The following is a 17,661-nucleotide window of genomic DNA, read 5'->3' on the forward strand; positions in this document are numbered from 1 at the left end:
CCACCCGCCCGGCCGCCGCCGAAGCGGCCGGAACCCGGCATCGTCTCCCCCGCTGGGGTTCCCGAACCCGTCACACGGCCAACCCCACCGCCCCGGCCGCCCCTCCACACGAAGACCGGCAAACCCAACACACCCGGACAGCGATCTGCTAGCCGCACCATGACAGCCACCTGGTCGCCCCATGACAGCAGCCGGTCTGCACGTCGTTACCGATCCCAGACCGGAGCAGCTGCGCTGTCGGGCAGGATGGGCCGATGCCCGGTGAGCGCTTCTTCAACGATGACCCCGTTGACGGGAGCGCCGACGCTCCTGACCTGCTGGGGCGCCAGCAGTACGCCCGACATGCCGTCGAACTTCTCCACCAGGTGCGCGAGCAGAGCGAGTCCGGGGTCCTCGCGCTCATCGGCCCCTGGGGTTCCGGCAAGTCATCCGTCCTGCAGATGGCCATCCAGCACCTCAAGAACGCGGTCGGCGGCGCCAGCACCCGTGTGTGGTCGGTCGCCGAGCTGAACCCGTGGATGTACTCGGACCTCGAATCACTGACGCTGGCGCTGTTCAGCGAGATCCGCGCCGCTCTCCCCGACGATGGCCAGTGGTCCGAACTACGCAGGAAGGTCGGGGCGTTCGGCCAGGCGGTCAGTCCGCTGGGAAAGCTCACGGGACTGCTTGGCCTGGACTCCTCGGAGCTGATCAAGCTCGTCGCCGAACGCGTGGCCGGGGACACCAGTGCCTCGGCCGCAAAGCGCACCGCCGAGACGGCTCTGCGGCAGGCGGGCCTGCCGGTTCTGGTGGTCATGGACGACCTGGACCGGCTCGCCCCCGAGGAACTGCTGGTCGTCTTCAAGCTCATCCGCCTGGTCGGCCACCTGCCGAACGTGTACTACCTGATCAGCTTCGACGAGCAGACCCTGCTGGACGTCCTGCAACGGACCGACCTGGTCGGCTCGAACGACCAGCGCGCCCAGGAATTCCTGGAGAAGCTCATCCAGGTCCGGCTCGACCTACCGGCCTTCCGTGACCGCGACATCGCGGCCATGACCACGCGTCTCCTCAACGCACTGCTGGACTCCCACGGGGTGTCCATGACTGCGGACCAGGAGCAGCGTTTCTCCGAGGCGTACTTCCGCCACCTCCAGGACCGGTTGAGGACCCCGCGGGCCATCAAGCGCTACTTCGGGCAGGCCGGCGCGACGCTCGGCTCGCTGGCCGGGAGGTCGACATCGTCGACTTCCTGGTCGTCACCTTTCTGCGGACCAGTGAGCCAGGCGTCTACCGGATGCTGGGACGCCACCGCGCCGAACTGACCGGCACCAGCATCGACCCGGCGCTGCACCGCGATTCCAGACCCGGTGAACGCGCCGAGCGATGGAAACAACGCCTGTGCCAGGCCGGTGTCGCCCCGGACAACATCGACGGGATGCTCGGGCTGCTTGGCCTGTTGTTCCCCGCAGTCCAGCAGGCCGTCGGCAACGGCGGCGACCCCCGTGCCGCGGCGCGCCGACGCGGGATCGGCAGCCAGGACTACTTCGACCGGTACATCGTCTTCACCGTCCCCGAAGACGACCTCCCAGAAGCCGTCTTCCAGCAGGCCCTCGCCCAACTGGCATCAGGAGCTGAGGGCGATGAGGCCGCACAGTTGCTGCTCCGGCTCAGAGAAGACACCCACCGCATCGTCCGGCGCATCGACCAACTGCGCGCCGACGGTATCCCGGTACCCGCGGCCGCGCTGCTCCAGACCATGGCCGACAACTACGGCCAACTGACCGCGCAACCCGAAGCGATGGGCCTGCTGGGCGCCGACCGGCGGGTGCGTTCCTTCGCCCCCAGCCTCCTCCTCGACCTGCCTCCTGAAGAGCGCCCCTCCGCCGTGGCCGCCATGGCCACCACCCCTGACGGAGCAGTCCTGGCCACCCGGACCCTCCACAGCGCCACCAACCCCGACGACACCGCCTCCGAACACACGACGACCACCGAACCATGGGCCCTCCAGGCCCGCGACGCCCTCACCGGCCGTCTGGCCGAACACCTCGCACCAGCCGCACAACGATCCGCCCCAGACCTCACCGACCAGGACAGCACCCTGATCTGGATGTGGCGCCACACCAACCCCGCCAGCATCCGCACCTGGCTACACGACCGCCTCGACCACGGATGGGAACTCCTCCCGCTCCTGGCCACACTCATCACGCCCCAGCAGTTCCCCTTCCCCCTCATCGACAACGACACCTGGGCCGGCCTCGACGCCCTGTTCACCCACGACGACCTCTACACCCGCCTCGCACTGCTCCTCGACAACTCTCCCGACACCCCACCCCCCCACCGACCAACACCAGACCAACATCCTTCAAGCACTCCGCGACCGCCGACCCGACCAACCCCAAGCCACCCCCGACACCACCCACACCCCCTCCTGAACCCACCCCCGCACCCCGCGCCCACCCAAAGGAACAGCCACCCCCACAACAGCCGGCCCACCCCACACAAGTCAGAAAACAGCAGCCGCTTGGTCACCCCATGACAGCGAACCCACCCCCACACGAGCCCCCCGGACCAGGCACCCAGCACCCCCGCCCTGCTGACACCCACCCAATGCCACCAACACGCCCACTCACACGTACACGGCAATCCGCAAACTGGCCGGCACCAAGGGCTTCGGAAGCTTCAGTTACCTCTTCCCGATCGGCATCGACGCAGGCATCTGTGTCCTGCTCGCCCTCGACCTCCTGCTCACCTGGATCCGCAGCCCGCTGGCGCTGCTGCGCCCCACGGCCTGGCTGCTCACCAGCGCGACGATCGCGTTCAACGGCGCGGCCGCCTGGCCCGACCCGCTGGGCGTGGGCATGCACGCGGTCATCCCGGTCCTGTTCGTCGTCTGCGTCGAGGCCGCCCGCCACGCGATTGGCCGCATCGCCGACATCACCGCCGACACCCACATGGAGGGCGTCCGCCTCACCCGCTGGCTCCTGGCCCCCCTCCCCACGCTTCTGCTGTGGCGCCGTATGAAACTGTGGGAACTGCGCTCCTACGAACAGGCCATCAAACGGGAGCAGGAACGCCTCGTCTACCAAGCCCGCCTGCGCTCGCGTTTCGGGCGCGCGTGGCGGCGCAAAGCCCCAGTACAGTCCCTCATCCCGCTGCGCCTGGCCCGCTACGGGATCCCCCTGACACAAACGGCCCCGGCAGGCCTGGCCGCAGCAGGCATCGAAGCGACACTCCTGCCTACGGCCGAGCAGTCCTGCGCCCCAGCCCTGCCGGAACACTCCGTCCCGGAGACATCAGTAGCTCACGAGCAGCAGATGTCGAAGCCAAAGACGCCACAGTCGCCGCCACTCCCAACGTCCTTGGCCACACGGTCACCTGGCCCACTGGCAGCGACCGAAGAGGCCCTCGAGCGGTACGCCGAGGCCTATCACACTCTCCTCGCACAACGTGACGCGGAGCCAACCACCACGCAATCGGCCCGCCGACTCCGCGACACCAACGACATCCCCACCGGGGCCGGCGACCCGCTCCCCGAAGAACAGCTACAGCCCCTCCTCCAGGTACCCCCGAGGCGCTCCACCCCTCACACCGATGAAATCGCCGCCTCTGAAGAACCACAGGCAGACTTCGGCACGGGCGTCAAGGAGCGCGAGTTCGCCAGCATCCAATCACCGGCCGATGAGGCTGGGGCCGATCCCAGTGGGCAGGCCGCCGACCAACCCCCGCAGGAGGAGCATCCCGAGGCGACACCCGCCGGCACGGGCGCGCAAGCCGCCACGGAGCGACGCGGCCCACAGGTGCACACCCCTCTCGATGCTCCGCTGCCAGGCCACGACGACGTAGCCACGAAACGAACTGCCCTTACCACCGTCGACCGCTACTACCTCGCGTGGATGGAGTACCAGGCCCGGCAGGGCCACGAGCCCACGGCCGAGCAACTGTCCGCCGCTCTCGCCGCGAAGGGCCTGTACGGCCGCGGCCGGAAGCCGCTCAGCCCCGCTAACCTGCGCCGCTACCTCCTGTCCTACCGCCTCTACACCATCTGGGCCCAGCACCGGGTACACGGCCCCCAGCCCCCGCTCGACACCATCGCCCAGCAATGCGCAGCCCACGGCATCACCGCCCAATACAACAAACCCCTCACCACCCACCACCTCACCCACGAAGCCGATGACTTCGAACGACGCTGGCACACCCTCAACCACCACAGTCCGACGCCCGCCCGTCGTTCCGGGCCGAGGAGGCGTCAGTCGCGGTAGGGGTGTGTCAGGGTCATGGGGGTCTGCGCGATGTCGATGGCGTCCTGGGGAAACTGGCGGCCCGCGGTGTAGTAGCGGGCGCGGGTGCGGCCGACGGGCTGGAGGATGTCGGCGGCCGTGAGGTCGCGGAGATCGCGTTGGGCCTGCTGGAGACTGAGAGCTTCGCCGTGCTGGTAGCGGGAACGGCGCACGCGTCCGGCCACGGCAACGTCATGCAGTGCAGTGACCGTGCGTTCGTCCAAGCCCTGGCCGGCGGAGAAGGCGGCAAGACAGCTCCAGACACGGCCCGAGCGGGCGAGACGGCCCTGGACGGTCTGGGCCTGCTGATGGTAGGCGGTGAGGTTGAATCTGATCCAACCGGAGACGTCCTGATCGGGCTGGTACTGGCTGCCCCGGTCGCCCAGTTCGCGGTAGTACTCCCAGGTATTGCCCGGCCGTCCCAGCCAGCTCTCGATGGAGGAGAACTCGGGCGCGAGGACTGACTCCCTGGCAATCATGAGGGTCTGCAGGGAGCGGGACATACGGCCGTTGCCGTCGGCCCAGGGGTGGATGCAGACCAGGTGCAGATGGGCCATCGCGGCCCGCACCAGGGCGTGAGTGCCATCGCTTTCATTGAGCCAGTCGATGAGTTCCTGCATCAGATGGGCGACGAGCGGGGCATCGGGGGCGGTGTAAGCGGCGATGCTCGGATCACGGGCGTCGGTGACGTAGACCGGGCCCTTGCGCCACTGACCTGCCGGCCGGCGGACGCTGTGCCGGTGCCCCTGCAGCATCCAGTGAAGAGAGTTGAGCAGGCCCTTGCTGTAGGAGAAGTCCTCGACGTCGTGGAGGGTCTGGATATAGGTCACCATCCGCTGGTAGGCGAGAGTCTCCTCCCGGTTCTCCTGCGAGATGTCAACCTCGCTCTCGCCTTCCATGAGGTCCTCGACGTCCACGGTGGCCACCTTGAAGCCCTCGATGGAATTCGACGCCGCCACCGCATCCGCGGTGAGGAACTTACCCAGGCCGGCCATCCACTTCGCGGGACTTCGCACGGCATGCCGCAGGGCCGCACGCATCCGGTCGATCTGGTCGAGGACCTGACGGTCTGCCGCGGTGAGATCCGACGTAGGGAACAGCACCACCCAACGGCCGCCGCCACCGGACGACCTCCAGGCATCACCCAAGGCACGATCTACCTGGCCCGTAGTCCCCGCCACGTGGACGTCGACCGCCTGGGCGAGATGCGGGCGGCAGCCCTTGCAGTAGACCTCGAGGCGTCGACTCAGGCGCCGCGGGCTTAGGCTTGGGTTTGCTCGGCTTGGGTGCCGGCTCGGGCTAGAGCCAGGCAAAGAGGTGCCAGTGGGAGCGGTGGGCCTCGGGAGACAGGGGGCTGTCGCGGTCGTCACCGTTCCTCCGGGTCACTGCGGGGTTGACGTAAAGCGCAACCCCTTTGACTGCCGGAGCGTCAACGGCCATGTTCTGTTACACCCCAACGTCTGTGCCTCCGAGTTGAGGGGTGGCTCGGGGGCACCGTAGAGGCGGGATCGGCCTGTCTCGCTACCTGCGATGCTCCTCCCAGGAGCGTGCCGCCTCCTGCATGGGCGTCGCCCAGTCGTCCGTGCTCTCGGCCGCAATGGAGTCCCAGAGGCGGCGCTGGACACAAGCAAGGGCATGGAGGCCTTCGGCCGGGGCGCGTTCCCATGCCGGGTGGGCGGCGGCCGCACGCTCCGCCTGTTCGCAGGTGTGGCCGTGAGCGATCAGCCAAAGCAGCCAGAGAGCCGGGTCGATCCAGGCGGCGCCGGTGGAGGCCCATCCCCAGTCCACGAACAGGGCTCTGTCGCCCGTCATGAGGATGTTGTGCGGGTTCCACTCCGTGTGGAGGAGGCTGTCACCAGCGAACCAGGACAGGTTCGCGGGGTCGTCCACGTACGTGCGGAGTCGATGCGGCATGGTCTTCAACTCGAGCGCCGGCGCCGGGACATCGGCCAGCCGGATCATGGTGGCCATGACCGCGGGCAGGTCGGGGGACTTGGGCGTGAAGTCGGCGTGGCCGCCGTCGATGTACTCGAAGCCGAGCAGACTCCAGCCGTCCTCTTCGACGTGCCACAGCAACTTTGGTGCGATGCCCCGGACGTGGGGGCTGATCTGTGCCTCACGCTTCTGGGTCCACACGCGCGGGTGATCCATGGGCAGGCCCTTGACGAACAGGGTGCGGTCGGCCGTGCGCACGCGGGCGGCGATGGCGCTGTTCAGGCCTGCGTTGATGTTCCCGACGTCGAGAACGGGGCCGCTGGCTTTCTCGATCAGTCGCCGCACGGTGTCGGGCAGGTCGGTGAGCCGCTGCGTGGGCATGCGGGGAGCCTCCAAGAGGGGATGGTGCCGGGGCCGCACGCCGGCGGCGGCCCCGGCAGGGCCGGTCACTAGTTGTACGGGTTGTCTTCGCCGCAGCCGGGCAGTGCGTCGGCGAGGAGATCCTCCACGTTGTCGACCAGAGTGACCTCCTCGGGGTCCTGGACGGTGGTCTCCGGCCCGCGAGTCATTTCGACCATCACAGCAGTCATGTCGCTACCTCGATCCGTGTTGGCAGTAGTTCTCGAGTGGTGCCTTCGCCTCCTGGAAGACCTTCGCCATCGGCCTGCACACCCGGCACGTGCCGGACAGCTTGCAGCCGCTGCATCCTCCGGTACGAAGCATGAGGGACTCGGCGATCCCGCCGAGCCGGACCAGACCTTCCACGCCTTCGGCGATCAGGTCGATGTTCGGGTCGCGGCCGACCTTGCAGATCGAGGCCCGCCCGAACGGATCGGCGTGGAAGAACGTCACGCCGGCGGGGCAGCCGGTGAACGGCGCCCGGTTGGTGAGGTATTCGGGCGACTGCGAGGGCAGTGTCTCGGCCCCGCCGTGGATGGTGGGCGAGATGTTCGCGTACTCGCGGAACGGCAGGCCGAGGCTACTCGCCCAGGCGCGCATGTCGTCGGCCTCGTGCGCGTTGCCCCGCACGATGATCAGAGACAGGTCCAGGGTCAGCCCGGCGTCGATCGCCATGCGCAGGCCGCGGGAGAACCGGTGGAAGGCGCCGCGGTTGCGGGTCACCGCGTCGTACGTCTCGGCCGTCGCGCCGTACACGCTCAGCGTCAGCTTGGTCGGCGGGTAGGTGCGCAGCAGGTTCAGGATGTGGCTTTTGTGTAAGCGGGAACCGTTGGAAAGGATCTCCAGTTGCATGCCCAGCTCGTACGCGATCCGGTATGCCTTGGGGAAGTCGGGGTCGATCAGCGGTTCCCCGCCGGTCATCTGCAGCCAGATCACGCCCGCGTCGCGCATGACGGCCAGCAGCTTGCGCTTGCCGTCCATGTCCAGGCCCTCGAACCGCTTCTCGCCGAGGTAGCACATGACGCAGTCGTAGTCACAGCCCAGGTTGAGCTCCCAGGTCGCGCGGCTGAACGCGTACGGGCCCGCCTCCCGCAGTAGGAGAACGTCGTCAACGGGTCGGCCCGTCACGTCCATGCCCCATCGCGCCTGGACGGCGTCGGCGAGCCACTGCGGCACGGCAGAGGAACCTGACGTGCGCAGTTCCTCGAACCGGGCCTTGGGAAGTTGCAGGGCCTTGGAACTGCCCTGCCGCAGGACCAGGCGCCGCTCGCCGAGCGGCGTCACTACCAGTTCGTGCACGTCGTCTTCCCTTCTGGAAGGGGCGGGAACCGGTGCCGGGCCACACGGGGAGGGCGGCCCGGCACCGGGGTGAGCCCCGGCACTGGGATTCGCTTGCCGTGTGGGAACACGGGGCAGGCCAGCGCCGGGAGTTGAGCCACCCGATGGCCACGGTCGGTGTCATCCGGGCCACCGGGCGGTAGCTAGGTGGCGGCGGGGAGATACGCCAGGACCACGCCGCGGTGGTGAAGGCGCTCCAGGAGGTGCGCGTAGGACTCGTTATCGGTCGTGAGGGCCGGTCGGGCGATGGCGAGGATGCCGTGCGCGTAGCCCTGCGCGGCGTATCGACAGGCCGCTCCGAACCCGGCGCGCTGGACGAGGGGCGGCGGCTGGCCCACATCGGCGAAGGAGCTCCGCGTGAGCTGCCAGCCCATCTCTGCCGCGTACGTCCTGATCAGCTCGAGGTCCGCCTGCCGCTGGCCACCCGGCTGCGCCACGACGTACGGACTGATGCGAACGGGGCGGCCGCGACGGAGGGCGACGGCGATGATCTGGGCCATGTACTCGCGCCGCAGGACTTCGAGACGAGCGGCACGGGCGCTGGGTCTCAGTGGTGTGGTCACGCGTTGTTCCTTGGTGTGGTGGCCTGTCGCCGAGGCGGAGCCGTCTCGGCGACAGGAACGGGGACCGCGTGCGGCATGAGGCTCGGGGAGTGTGAGCAGGTGCCGCACGCGGAGATCAGGAGATCGTGCTCAGCACTGATCCGAGGAGTGTTTCGTGGGGCACCGGGCCGGGCCGGAACTGGTCGAGCAGCTCACGCAGGGCCGCCGGGGGAACGAGCCGGTCACCTCGGCAGGGGCGCCGCCAGAAGGGGCCGGGCGGCTCTGTCGCGGTCAGGGCCGGGAGCGCGAGGGTGTGGGGCCGGCCGAGGCACATCGCATACCGGTGCGGCATCCACTTCTCACTGGTGCCCGGCGGCACGAGCCAGATGAACCACGACCGTTGGGGGTCCTCGATCACCGGGCCGCAGGCGTCGGCCCGCTCGCTGCCGGTGTGCTGGATGTCGTCCAGGACCGTGACGGCGGCGTACGCCTCACGGCCGTTTGCCGTGACGACGATGTCAAAGAAGTGTCCGCCTAACGGGAGTTGGAGCGCCCGATTTTGCTGTAGGGCCATCAGGCTGCGTACGCGGGCCGCCAGGTCACCCATGTCGGAAGCAACCTGGCTGGGGTCGCCGGTGTCTGAGCTTGTGGTGAAGCGGGCGGGGGCGGCTGTCGGCAGGCCGCGGCCGTCGGCGACGTCCCGGCGGGGCAGCTGTGCGGTGATGGTCACGCCCGCTTCCCTTCGACGGACACGAATGCCTGCACGGTCTTGCCGAGTACGGGACCGCCTTCGTCCTGCTTCAGGTGCCACGACACGCGCCCGCCGTTGCGGTTGATCCACCACAGGCCGGACTCGGTCGACGCGAAGCCATGGCTGACCTCGGCGAAGTTGGGGAAGGAGGGTTCGGCATCGTCGGCAGCGATGACCAGGTCACGCGTCTCCTTCATCACGGTCAGCCGCAGGATGATGCGGTCGTCGGAGAAGGGCTTGCCGTGCCGGGCAGCGTTGTCTGCGAGCCTGGCGGCCATGAAGGCGGCCACTTCGATGTCACCGGGCCAATTGGCCATCGTCAGCCGCGTACGAGCTCGCAGCCGCGCGTTGGGGCCGGCGCCCTGATCCGCCTGCAGTCGCATGAACCAGGCGAACAGGGGCTCCTGCTCAGGTGGGGAGGCTGTCTCGTCCTGCGCCGAGATAGCGGGTGGCTGGGTTGGCGGATTCACGGGGAGACTCCGAAGGTTTCTGTGCTCGGGCGTGCACTCTCAGCGAGGGTGTTGACCAGCGTGGACCCGCACGGGGTGACAGCACCATGTCGGCGGACGTGCCGACTCCGTGGCCCTTTCGGGTGGCACAGGCCATCTGAAGGCCACTCAAGTGCCAGCTCCCATAGACGTGTTGAACTGGTGCCGAACGGCGGTATCCCCTTCGTGCGAAGGGATCGACGCTCAGACGGTCCGCTGGATGACGGCTCAACCATTGGGGGGTCAACGTGGAACTTCCTCCGCAGACGCTGCTGAAGGCGCTGTGCATTGAGCGAGGTCTCGACGTTCCCGACATGGTTGACCTGTTCGAGAGGACAGCCGACGCAGTCATCGGCAAGGGTTCCAACAACCCGACCTGTAGCGAGCGGACGGCCAAGCGCTGGAGAGCCGGGGGCGTTAACCCGTCCTCGCTGTCCCCGGACACCCGTCGTGTCCTGGAGGCCATGTTCGGCCGACGGGTCTCAGACCTGTTTGCGCCGCCACCGCAGCCCGATCCCACTGCACCCGCGTTCGACCTGGAGCACGAAATCGACATGACCGCACGCGACGCTCAGGAAGATGCCAGCGCCACGGCCGCTGCGTCCGTCTCCGACACCACCCTTGACCAACTCACCGACGACGTGATGAAGCTCGCGCGCGAGTACGCATCCATCGCACCCACCCTCGCCTTCCACCGCGGCCGAGCGCTGCAGACGCAGCTTCAAAACCTGCGCGACAGCACCCAGGTGCCGGCCCAGCAGCAGCGGGTGCTCGTACTCCTCGGGCAGACCCTGGCCCTGCTCGCCGCGTCGGCCTTCGACCTCGGCGCCTTCGACAGCGCGCGCCGCCTGGCTCGTTCCGCCGACCTCTACGGAGAGACCTCCCGCTTCGAGCCGCTGCGCGCGTACTGCGACGGCGTCCTGGCCTACATCGCCTACTTCACGGGCATGCCCGCCGACGCGGTGGCCAAGGCCCGCCGCGCCCAGACCTACGGAGGCCTCGGTGACGTGGCCCGTCGGCGTCTGCTCGCCATCGAGGCCCGCGCGCACGGCTACCTCGGGGATGTCGAGGCGGCGCATGAGGTGATCAGGATGTCCGAGGAAGTGGACAGCGGCGCCCGCGACGACCTGCACGACGGTGTCAGTGGCGAGTTCGGGTTCACGGTGGAGCGCCTCGCCATGTCCAGCAGCTCGACCGCGCTGCTGGTCCATGACTCGGCTCAGGCCGAGCGGTCGGCGCGCAGGGCTCTCGAGCTCCTCGAGCGGCAGCCGACGGAGCAGCGATCCGCGCACGTTCTCGGCGGCGCGGCTGCAGATCTGGCCATGGCGCGGCTGTTCGTCAACGACGTGGAGGGCGCGGCGGAAGCGTTGATGCCTCTGTGGAGCATCCCTGCCGACCAGCGCGTGACCGGCGTGCTGGCCCGCACAGGGCAGATTCAGCACTTCCTCACCCAGCCGTCATACCGCGGGGCCGGTCTCCCCAATGAACTGCGTGGCCGGGTGGAGGAGTTCACCCGCACCGCGACCGCGCATCAGCTCACCGGTCCCGCGCTGCTGCAGCTGGAAGCCTGACTCAGGCCAGCGAGGCGAGGATCTTCGCTTCCTTCTCGGGGTCGATCCCGTGTTCCGCCCACCGCGGGTGGTCCACGGGACGCCCATCGGCCGCCCACCACCGCCATGTGTCGCGGACGGTGTCGGCGATCGGCCGGCACTCCAGCCCCGCCGCCACGGCGCGGCTGGAGTCAACGGCCCACACCCCGGCGTGGGTTCGCCACAGTGGCAGCTCCGTCCACTGCTTGACGCCCTGCTCGACCAGCGCGGCGGGATCGATCCAGACCGGGGCGCCGGCGCCGCCCGTCTCGCTCAGGCAGGCCTCCAGGAAGCCGCGGAACGTGGCCCCCTGGGGGTGGGTGACGTTGTAGCCGCCGCTCGCCGAGCTGGCGGCCATCGTCAGGGCGAAGTCGGCGACATCGCGGACGTCGACCGGCTGGATACGCTGCTCCGCCGGGGCCGGGGCCAGGATGCGGCCACCCCGCTTGGCGCGCTCCAGCCACCACGGCAGCCGGCCAACATACTCGCCGGGCCCCAGAATCACGCCCGGGCGCAGGAACACCGCGGCGTCGCCGAACGCTGTGGCCACCGCGCGCTCCCCGCCGGACTTCTGGAATCCGTACTGCGTGGGCGAGCCGTCCGGGCCGGTGTAGCCGTACGACTCATCGGCGTCCGGCGGGCATTCGAGGAGCGGCGAGACGTCGGTAAGCGGCTGGTGCGGCCATCCCTCGTACACGGACACGGTGGAGATGTGCACCCAGCGGCTGGCGGCCGGGCTCAGCGCGGTGGCGGCCGCCAGCACTTCCCGCGGTGGCAGGTCAGAACTCGAGGTGTCGATCACAGCGTCCCAGGGCCCGTGTCCGGCGAGGCGTTCGAGGTCTACGCGGCTCGTACGGTCCCCGTGAACAGGCTCCACACCGTCCACGTCACGGCCGGAGCGCCCTCGGTTGAAGGTGGTGACCTGCCACCCCCTCCCCAGTGCACCCTCCGCGATGTGCTTGCCCAGGAACCACGTCCCGCCCATGACCAGAATCCTCATGCGGAGGATCCTGCCGTGCGGGCCCATACGGACGGAAGTGCCCTCGGGTATTGCTTCAATCCTCCGCCAGAGCCGCGGGGTTGTACACGGGCACCTTGTCGAACGGGTCCTTCTTCCCGGCCTGGGCCGGACGGACAGAGACCATGCGCGGGACGGACGACGGCCTGGAAGCTTCACGCTCGTCTTCTCTCGCGCGCACGAGGACGCCCTCAAGCTGCACTGATCCACTCTGCCACCGAAGCAACCAACTTCACCAAGGAGTACCTGGACGCGGTGCTCCGCCACTCGCTGTTGGAAGGGCACCCCGTCCCGCCGCAACTGAGAACGCAAGCACACCAGTTGATCGGCCGGCTCACACGAAGGAGCGACGTCAGGGAACTGTTCAGAGAGTTCGAGAAACGGCGCAGGCAGTTGAGACTCCCCAAATACTCAGACCCCGGACACATGTGTTCCCTGTCAAGTCTGGCTGTGTTGTAGCGATCTCTCATTTGACTCCGTGTTGGTTGTTGAGGTGACTCTGCGTAATAGTGGAGAGGGTGGCTCTATCTCGTGTTTCGCGGTTCTGGCAGGCTTGCTGCGGTCAAGGCGCGTGGTCGAGTCCAGCGTGAGCCTAGGACTGTTGGACGGCGCGGATTTCGGCGTCGGTGGGCGCAGCGTGGTGCTTCGGTGAAAATCGGGTCGCGATGATCACGCGGCGGAGCTTGGCGGTCATGTCGGAGAACGCGGGCTCGGACTTGGTGACGTACCAGGGCGCTTGCTCGCGGCGGTTTGCGACGTCGGTCGGGTGGTGGCCGTGCAGTGCGTACCAGACGATGGTGATCGAGTAGCAGTACAAGCCGAACGGGACGGTGCGCCGCACCGCGTTCTCCGGGCTCATGGCTATTTGCCATCGGCGCTGCTGCATATATACAATAGTAAAGATGCCTGACTGGTTCAGGTGGTCCGTGATAGGGCGAACGTTACCGGCGGGGCGAGAGGCCGACCGCGGCGTTGCCATAGGGTGTGAGGCTGGTGGGACCAGGCGAGCGACGGAGTCGAGGGCGGCATGGACGATGGGCAACGGGTTGATCTAGGGGTGTCGTTGTTCATCCCGTACCGGTACACCGAGGACCGGCTTTTCCGGGCCCTGCAGGATGCCGGGTTCGACGACTGGACGCTTGCCCAGTGCCGAGTCTTCCAGCGCATCGCCCCGAACGGCTCGCGCCTCAAAGACCTGGCCGACCAGGCGCAGATGACCAAGCAAAGCGCCAGTGTGATGGTCGACCAGCTCGAACACCTGGGCTACGTCCGCCGGCTCCCCGACCCCACGGACGGTCGTGCCCGGCTGATCGTGATTGAGGAACGCGGCCGGCGCGCGGTCGAGGTGGCCATGGCTACGCTTGACGAGATCTACGCGGAGTGGGAGACCTACCTGGGCACCCGCAACTTCACGTTGCTGCACCAGATTCTCGATCAACTCCGCGAGATCACCGACTCCTACGCTTGATAGCCTGCCCCCGCCCCGGGGCTGGCGCGGCCGGCAGGCCCGAACCCGTTTTGTCATAGTCGGATCTGTTGATTCATTTCATCAATGATCCTGACGATGATCCGGCGTGGACAGGTGATTGCCACAATGCACGGCGCCACACCCGCCACCACGCGACAAACGCGGCCACGAGCTGGATCTGACCGACCAGCGCTGCTTCGGGGAGCCAGGCCTGAATCGGGCTGGGGCCTTTGCCGGGTTTGGCTCTTTAGAAGATTTCCGTTCGCGCCTCACGGCTCACACGGACCCGGTACAGGCCCCTGCCCAATATCGTCACCGGCCTCGACCACTTCCGAACTGCTCGACGCGACCGGGTCGGCGGCATGCTTCACGAATACCACCGCGTCGCCTGACCGGCATTGATTGAGTCCTCGGCACCTTTATGCCGAGAGTAGCGCTTCAGCCACCGTGTCCGGTCTGGTCAGCATGGTCATGTGAGTACCTGGTATCACCAGCGGGTCGACGCCGAGCCGCGCCGCGAACTCGGTACCGGGCCGGGCCAGGGCGCTGTCGTCGGCGCATAGCACGTATGCCGCGTCCATTCCGATCTGCGTGACCGGCGGCAGGTCGAGGCTGCCGGTCATATAACCGCCCGGCTGCGGCAGCAGTAGCCGGCTCACGAGTTGCTGGAGCGGCGCGGGGTCTCCTGGCATGAGCACACTTTGAACCGCGTCGAGGCCGAGTGGGACGGTGGCATCGGGGGTGGCCTTGATGGCCTGCCGGATCATCTCGCCGTATTGCTCGTTCTCGTCGAGCATCGACCTGCCGCGCTCGGGAACCACCGCGCTGAAGTAGATCACCTTCGCGACGCGGCCCACTAGCCGGTGGGCGGCCCCGGTGGCCGGGTATCCACCCCAGCTGTGGCAGGCCAGGACCACGTCTGTCAGGTCGCGGCGCTCGACCTCATCCACCACGTAGTCCACAGCGTCGGCCAGTTCGAGCCCTGGGGGCGAACCGTCGTACGACAGCCCGGGCAGACTCAGCGTCAGAGCCCGATGACCGCGCTCGATCAGCGCGCGGGCCACCGGTTGCCAACTCCAGCCTCCCAGCCATGCGCCGGGAATCAGGACGAACGTCTGCACGTGCGTGCTGTCGGTCATGTCGGAATCTCTTCTCTTCTGGTCGAAGGCCCGTGCTAGGCGGTGCGGCAAGCGGTGGGGAATCTGCATCTCGCACCGAATGCCGTGGCACGCAGGTCGTGGTCGCTCCATCGGGTGCGCCCCACTCCGCTCACCGGCACCCGGTGATTCCCGTGGGAGGCCGGGCCCGGCCGATGCGGGGGAAGATCTTCTTTCCGACCAGATCGTCGGTGACGCCGAAGGCCACGATTACATCCGCGCGGCGCTCGACTGCGTCGGCCTGCTCGATCAGGTCCGTCGTTGCCCTTGCTCAAGGGATCGTGCGCGGTCGTTATGCGGTGTGCTGCTTGCGGTCCCCGGACCAGGAGATGTGGAAGGCTCCGGGCCGGTCAATGCGCTGGTAGGTATGCGCACCAAGTGGTCGCGCAGCCCCTGGATGAGCGCGGCCGGCACGAACTCGTCCTCGTGTCCGTGCCGGCGCACCAGGGCAAGGGTGCGCTGCGGGGAGCGGTTGTGCACAGCCACGACGTGACCGTGGCGCGCGAAGTTGTGCCCCATAACGGCAAGCCCTGTCACACCGATGTCCGCGCCCGCCCTGCGCGGAGCAAGCTCGTTGCGATGGAGATTGGAGGAGTCCATGTTTCTGTTTCAGTTCTCGCAGTGCCGCTCGATCAGAGGCGGCAGGATCCGCGAGCAGGTCCCGCGGTGGCCGCGTCACGCCCGGCACGGCGCGACGCGACCTTGACTCCGCCGGGTGTCCATGTAACGGCGGAGTGCGACGGCGGCCCGTCGTCCGTGGGTGTGGTGTGGGGTCGCGGGTCGGTCAGCCGCGGATCGCCGTGGTTTCGCGGGCGAACTGGCGGTGGCCGATCAACTTGTAGGCCAGCCGGGCTGGAGCCGGAATGACCTGCATGAACCTCTGCCGTTCCGCGTCACTGGCCTCCTCGGTGATGTGGCCGAGGATGATCAGCCGTCGCGTGAGCGGAATCGCGCTCATGCCGTGCTTGGCGAGCGCGTCCCATTCGCCTTGCGTCACCGTGACCGAGACGACCGGGAGCAGTTTCTCCTCCTCCTCAGCCAGGTGGGCGATCAGTGTCGGCATCGTGGCTTCGACTCGGGTCGCCATCTGCTCGCCGGCGGCGGCGTCAGCGCTCGCGGTCCACGCCGGCAGTTCCGCCTCGAGAGCCCTGACGGCGTCGTCGACCTGCATGTGCTGCGCGTCCATCCGGTCCATCAGCTCCGGGTCGAGCGTGACTCGCTCACGCAGCAACGGAAAGAGCAGTTCGTCCTCGCCGGTGTGGTGCGTGTGCAGGAAGTCCAACATCTCGCGGGCATGCGCGCCGATGAGCTTGGACCGGGCCCGGTCATCGGCCGCGGAGCGGAACAACCGGGGCAGTAGACCGAACTCTCGCCGGAGGACGCGATGGATCAGAACCATCTCGTGGGTGTCGACGCGGGCCCCGGAGGCGCTCATCGTGACTCCCCGATGGTTGCGGCGTCCTGGACAGCGTCGGGGGTGGGAAACGCGAGGCGGTGGGCCTTGGCCCAGTCGGTGAAGCTGCGTGCCGCGCGGCCGGTGACCGCGGTGATATCGCCGGTCGGCTCGGAGTTGTACGGCTCCAACGTGGAGCGGAACAGCTCAACGACGGCCTGCGCCTGCTCCTCGGGCATGCCGTAGGACACCATCTGCTCGACCATGCCGGCCGGGTCGGCTTCGACGTAGCGCAGGTCGCGTCGCAGCACCTCGCCCAGGAGCGTCACCTGGGCGGCGGGGCTGAGCGGTTCGGGGCCGGTGAGCTCATAGACACGGTGGTTGTGGCCGTCCTGGGTGAGGCAGGCCGCGGCGACCGCTGCGATATCCGCCGGGTCGACGACAGCGGCCCGTCCGGCGGCGAACGGCGCGTACACGACCCGATCGGCCGCGAGCATCCCCGCCCAGTTGAGCGCGTTGGACATGAACGCGGTGGGACGAAGGAACGTCCATGCGATGCCGCTGTCGCGGATCGCTTCCTCGCCGGCCCGGTGCAAGGTGGTGATCGGGTCGGTGCCGCCGTGTCCGACGTTGCGTACGGAAAGCTTGACGATCCGCTCCACACCCGCTCGCTGTGCCGCAGCCACGAGCCGCTGGTCGTGTGCGGCGATGTTGAGCCCGTCGGTTATCGAGAACACCGCGTGCACGCCCTCCAGCACGGGTGCCAGATCGCTGTCGCCGAGATCGGCGACGACCTTCTGGGCGCCGTCGGGGAAGACCGCGCCCGGATTCCGGGTGAGGACCCGCAGGTGACCGGCCTGGGCGGGGAGGAGCGCTTTGATGACTTCCGAACCGATAGTGCCGGTGGCTCCAGTGATCAAAATCATGGGTACTGGTCCTTTTCTCTCAGTCTTCCGGATGTGAGCAGTCCTTGGGTCGCACCGCCCACCCCTGCATCGGAGCCGTCATCCAAATTGGTCAGCTTCCATGACTACTATAGTCACGTATCCGTACCAATGGCAACAGCGGTGGGTGCGAGGTCCCCGAGGGGCAGGTAGTGCGTGCGGAACCCTGGCGAGATCAGGTGGGCTATGTAGCGGTAGCGACGTGGACGACGAACGCCGAGTTCGCCTAGCCATCCAGCCGCCGTCCCGGCACCTTCTGGCTAGCGGTTTGACATAGTCAGGTAAGCTGACTAGATTATAAATGATCCTGACGGTATTCGGGCGATGGACCGGCGGGAATCGAGCCCCCGTCGCTCGGCCGCAACACCGGCACGCCCATT

General features: G+C 68.0%; 16 protein-coding genes and 2 pseudogenes. 5 read left to right on the forward strand and 13 right to left on the reverse strand.

From position 1 onward, the window contains the following. Positions 1-254 precede the first annotated feature (254 nt). From OG303_RS00045 to OG303_RS00055, 3 genes and pseudogenes are all read left to right on the forward strand, one after another. Positions 255-1,304, forward strand: coding sequence for a P-loop NTPase fold protein (locus tag OG303_RS00045; protein WP_405863443.1), 1,050 nt, complete (start codon positions 255-257; stop codon positions 1,302-1,304). Then, positions 1,277-2,518, forward strand: a complete 1,242-nt coding sequence (locus tag OG303_RS00050) for a hypothetical protein (protein ID WP_405863445.1) — start codon at positions 1,277-1,279, stop codon at positions 2,516-2,518. Before OG303_RS00045 ends, OG303_RS00050 begins: the two co-directional genes overlap by 28 nt. A 106-nt stretch (positions 2,519-2,624) precedes the next feature. After that, positions 2,625-3,237, forward strand: a pseudogene (locus OG303_RS00055) (DUF2637 domain-containing protein); the annotation flags it as partial. Between the two features lie 991 nt (positions 3,238-4,228). Here the strand turns inward: OG303_RS00055 and OG303_RS00060 are convergent. From OG303_RS00060 to OG303_RS00090, 7 genes are all read right to left on the reverse strand, one after another. After that, positions 4,229-5,407, reverse strand: a complete 1,179-nt coding sequence (locus OG303_RS00060; protein ID WP_405863447.1) for a Fic family protein — start codon at positions 5,405-5,407, stop codon at positions 4,229-4,231. 373 nt (positions 5,408-5,780) lie between these two features. Beyond that, positions 5,781-6,575, reverse strand: a complete 795-nt coding sequence (locus tag OG303_RS00065) for an aminoglycoside phosphotransferase (protein WP_405863449.1) — start codon at positions 6,573-6,575, stop codon at positions 5,781-5,783. Between the two features lie 68 nt (positions 6,576-6,643). Then, positions 6,644-6,784 carry a hypothetical protein gene (locus OG303_RS00070; RefSeq protein WP_405863451.1) on the reverse strand — a complete coding sequence of 47 codons (141 nt, stop codon included), beginning with the start codon at positions 6,782-6,784 and terminating at the stop codon, positions 6,644-6,646. Between the two features lie 4 nt (positions 6,785-6,788). Further along, a complete protein-coding gene (locus tag OG303_RS00075; protein ID WP_405863452.1) occupies positions 6,789-7,892 on the reverse strand; it encodes a radical SAM protein in 1,104 nt (367 codons plus the stop codon). Positions 7,893-8,074: 182 nt separating this feature from the next. Beyond that, positions 8,075-8,494, reverse strand: coding sequence for a hypothetical protein (locus OG303_RS00080; protein ID WP_405863454.1), 420 nt, complete (start codon positions 8,492-8,494; stop codon positions 8,075-8,077). Positions 8,495-8,609: 115 nt separating this feature from the next. Continuing rightward, complete coding sequence (locus tag OG303_RS00085) at positions 8,610-9,203, reverse strand: hypothetical protein (RefSeq protein WP_405863456.1); 594 nt, start codon at positions 9,201-9,203, stop codon at positions 8,610-8,612. Then, on the reverse strand, positions 9,200-9,607 hold the full coding sequence (locus OG303_RS00090) for a hypothetical protein (RefSeq protein WP_405863458.1): 408 nt from the start codon (positions 9,605-9,607) through the stop codon (positions 9,200-9,202). Before OG303_RS00090 ends, OG303_RS00085 begins: the two co-directional genes overlap by 4 nt. A 353-nt stretch (positions 9,608-9,960) precedes the next feature. Between OG303_RS00090 and OG303_RS00095 the strand changes: the two genes are divergently transcribed. Then, a complete protein-coding gene (locus tag OG303_RS00095) occupies positions 9,961-11,283 on the forward strand; it encodes a DNA-binding protein (RefSeq protein ID WP_405863460.1) in 1,323 nt (440 codons plus the stop codon). 1 nt (position 11,284) lies between these two features. Here OG303_RS00095 and OG303_RS00100 read toward each other — a convergent pair whose 3' ends face one another. Then, positions 11,285-12,301: an NAD-dependent epimerase/dehydratase family protein gene (locus OG303_RS00100; RefSeq protein WP_405863462.1), complete on the reverse strand. Its 1,017-nt coding sequence runs from the start codon at positions 12,299-12,301 to the stop codon at positions 11,285-11,287. Between the two features lie 610 nt (positions 12,302-12,911). Continuing rightward, positions 12,912-13,205, reverse strand: coding sequence for a hypothetical protein (locus OG303_RS00105; RefSeq protein WP_405863464.1), 294 nt, complete (start codon positions 13,203-13,205; stop codon positions 12,912-12,914). Positions 13,206-13,346: 141 nt separating this feature from the next. Here OG303_RS00105 and OG303_RS00110 point away from each other — a divergent pair, with 141 nt between their 5' ends. Further along, on the forward strand, positions 13,347-13,787 hold the full coding sequence (locus tag OG303_RS00110) for a MarR family winged helix-turn-helix transcriptional regulator (protein ID WP_405863466.1): 441 nt from the start codon (positions 13,347-13,349) through the stop codon (positions 13,785-13,787). A 419-nt stretch (positions 13,788-14,206) separates the two neighbouring features. Here the strand turns inward: OG303_RS00110 and OG303_RS00115 are convergent, their stop codons facing one another. The 4 genes and pseudogenes from OG303_RS00115 to OG303_RS00130 all read right to left on the reverse strand — a co-directional run bounded on the left by OG303_RS00115 (position 14,207) and on the right by OG303_RS00130 (position 17,263). Then, positions 14,207-14,926, reverse strand: a complete 720-nt coding sequence (locus tag OG303_RS00115; protein ID WP_405863468.1) for an alpha/beta fold hydrolase — start codon at positions 14,924-14,926, stop codon at positions 14,207-14,209. A 423-nt stretch (positions 14,927-15,349) separates the two neighbouring features. Further along, a pseudogene (locus OG303_RS00120) lies at positions 15,350-15,544 on the reverse strand (NAD(P)-binding domain-containing protein); the annotation flags it as partial. 184 nt (positions 15,545-15,728) lie between these two features. Then, on the reverse strand, positions 15,729-16,379 hold the full coding sequence (locus tag OG303_RS00125) for a hemerythrin domain-containing protein (RefSeq protein ID WP_405863470.1): 651 nt from the start codon (positions 16,377-16,379) through the stop codon (positions 15,729-15,731). Then, a complete protein-coding gene (locus tag OG303_RS00130; RefSeq protein ID WP_405863472.1) occupies positions 16,376-17,263 on the reverse strand; it encodes an NAD(P)H-binding protein in 888 nt (295 codons plus the stop codon). The genes OG303_RS00125 and OG303_RS00130 overlap by 4 nt, the downstream gene beginning before the upstream one ends. Positions 17,264-17,661 lie beyond the last annotated feature (398 nt).

This window comes from Streptomyces sp. NBC_00005 (assembly GCF_045160215.1).
Taxonomy (GTDB): Bacteria; Actinomycetota; Actinomycetes; order Streptomycetales; family Streptomycetaceae; genus Streptomyces.

Coding starts and splice junctions, on each gene's coding strand:
- OG303_RS00045 (WP_405863443.1), top strand. CDS start 255: ATGCCCGGTGAGCGCTTCTTCAACGATGACCCCGTTGACGGGAGCGCC.
- OG303_RS00050 (WP_405863445.1), top strand. CDS start 1,277: ATGCTGGGACGCCACCGCGCCGAACTGACCGGCACCAGCATCGACCCG.
- OG303_RS00065 (WP_405863449.1), bottom strand. CDS start 6,575: ATGCCCACGCAGCGGCTCACCGACCTGCCCGACACCGTGCGGCGACTG.
- OG303_RS00070 (WP_405863451.1), bottom strand. CDS start 6,784: ATGACTGCTGTGATGGTCGAAATGACTCGCGGGCCGGAGACCACCGTC.
- OG303_RS00090 (WP_405863458.1), bottom strand. CDS start 9,607: ATGCGACTGCAGGCGGATCAGGGCGCCGGCCCCAACGCGCGGCTGCGA.
- OG303_RS00100 (WP_405863462.1), bottom strand. CDS start 12,301: ATGAGGATTCTGGTCATGGGCGGGACGTGGTTCCTGGGCAAGCACATC.
- OG303_RS00105 (WP_405863464.1), bottom strand. CDS start 13,205: ATGCAGCAGCGCCGATGGCAAATAGCCATGAGCCCGGAGAACGCGGTG.
- OG303_RS00110 (WP_405863466.1), top strand. CDS start 13,347: ATGGACGATGGGCAACGGGTTGATCTAGGGGTGTCGTTGTTCATCCCG.
- OG303_RS00115 (WP_405863468.1), bottom strand. CDS start 14,926: ATGACCGACAGCACGCACGTGCAGACGTTCGTCCTGATTCCCGGCGCA.
- OG303_RS00125 (WP_405863470.1), bottom strand. CDS start 16,379: ATGAGCGCCTCCGGGGCCCGCGTCGACACCCACGAGATGGTTCTGATC.
- OG303_RS00130 (WP_405863472.1), bottom strand. CDS start 17,263: ATGATTTTGATCACTGGAGCCACCGGCACTATCGGTTCGGAAGTCATC.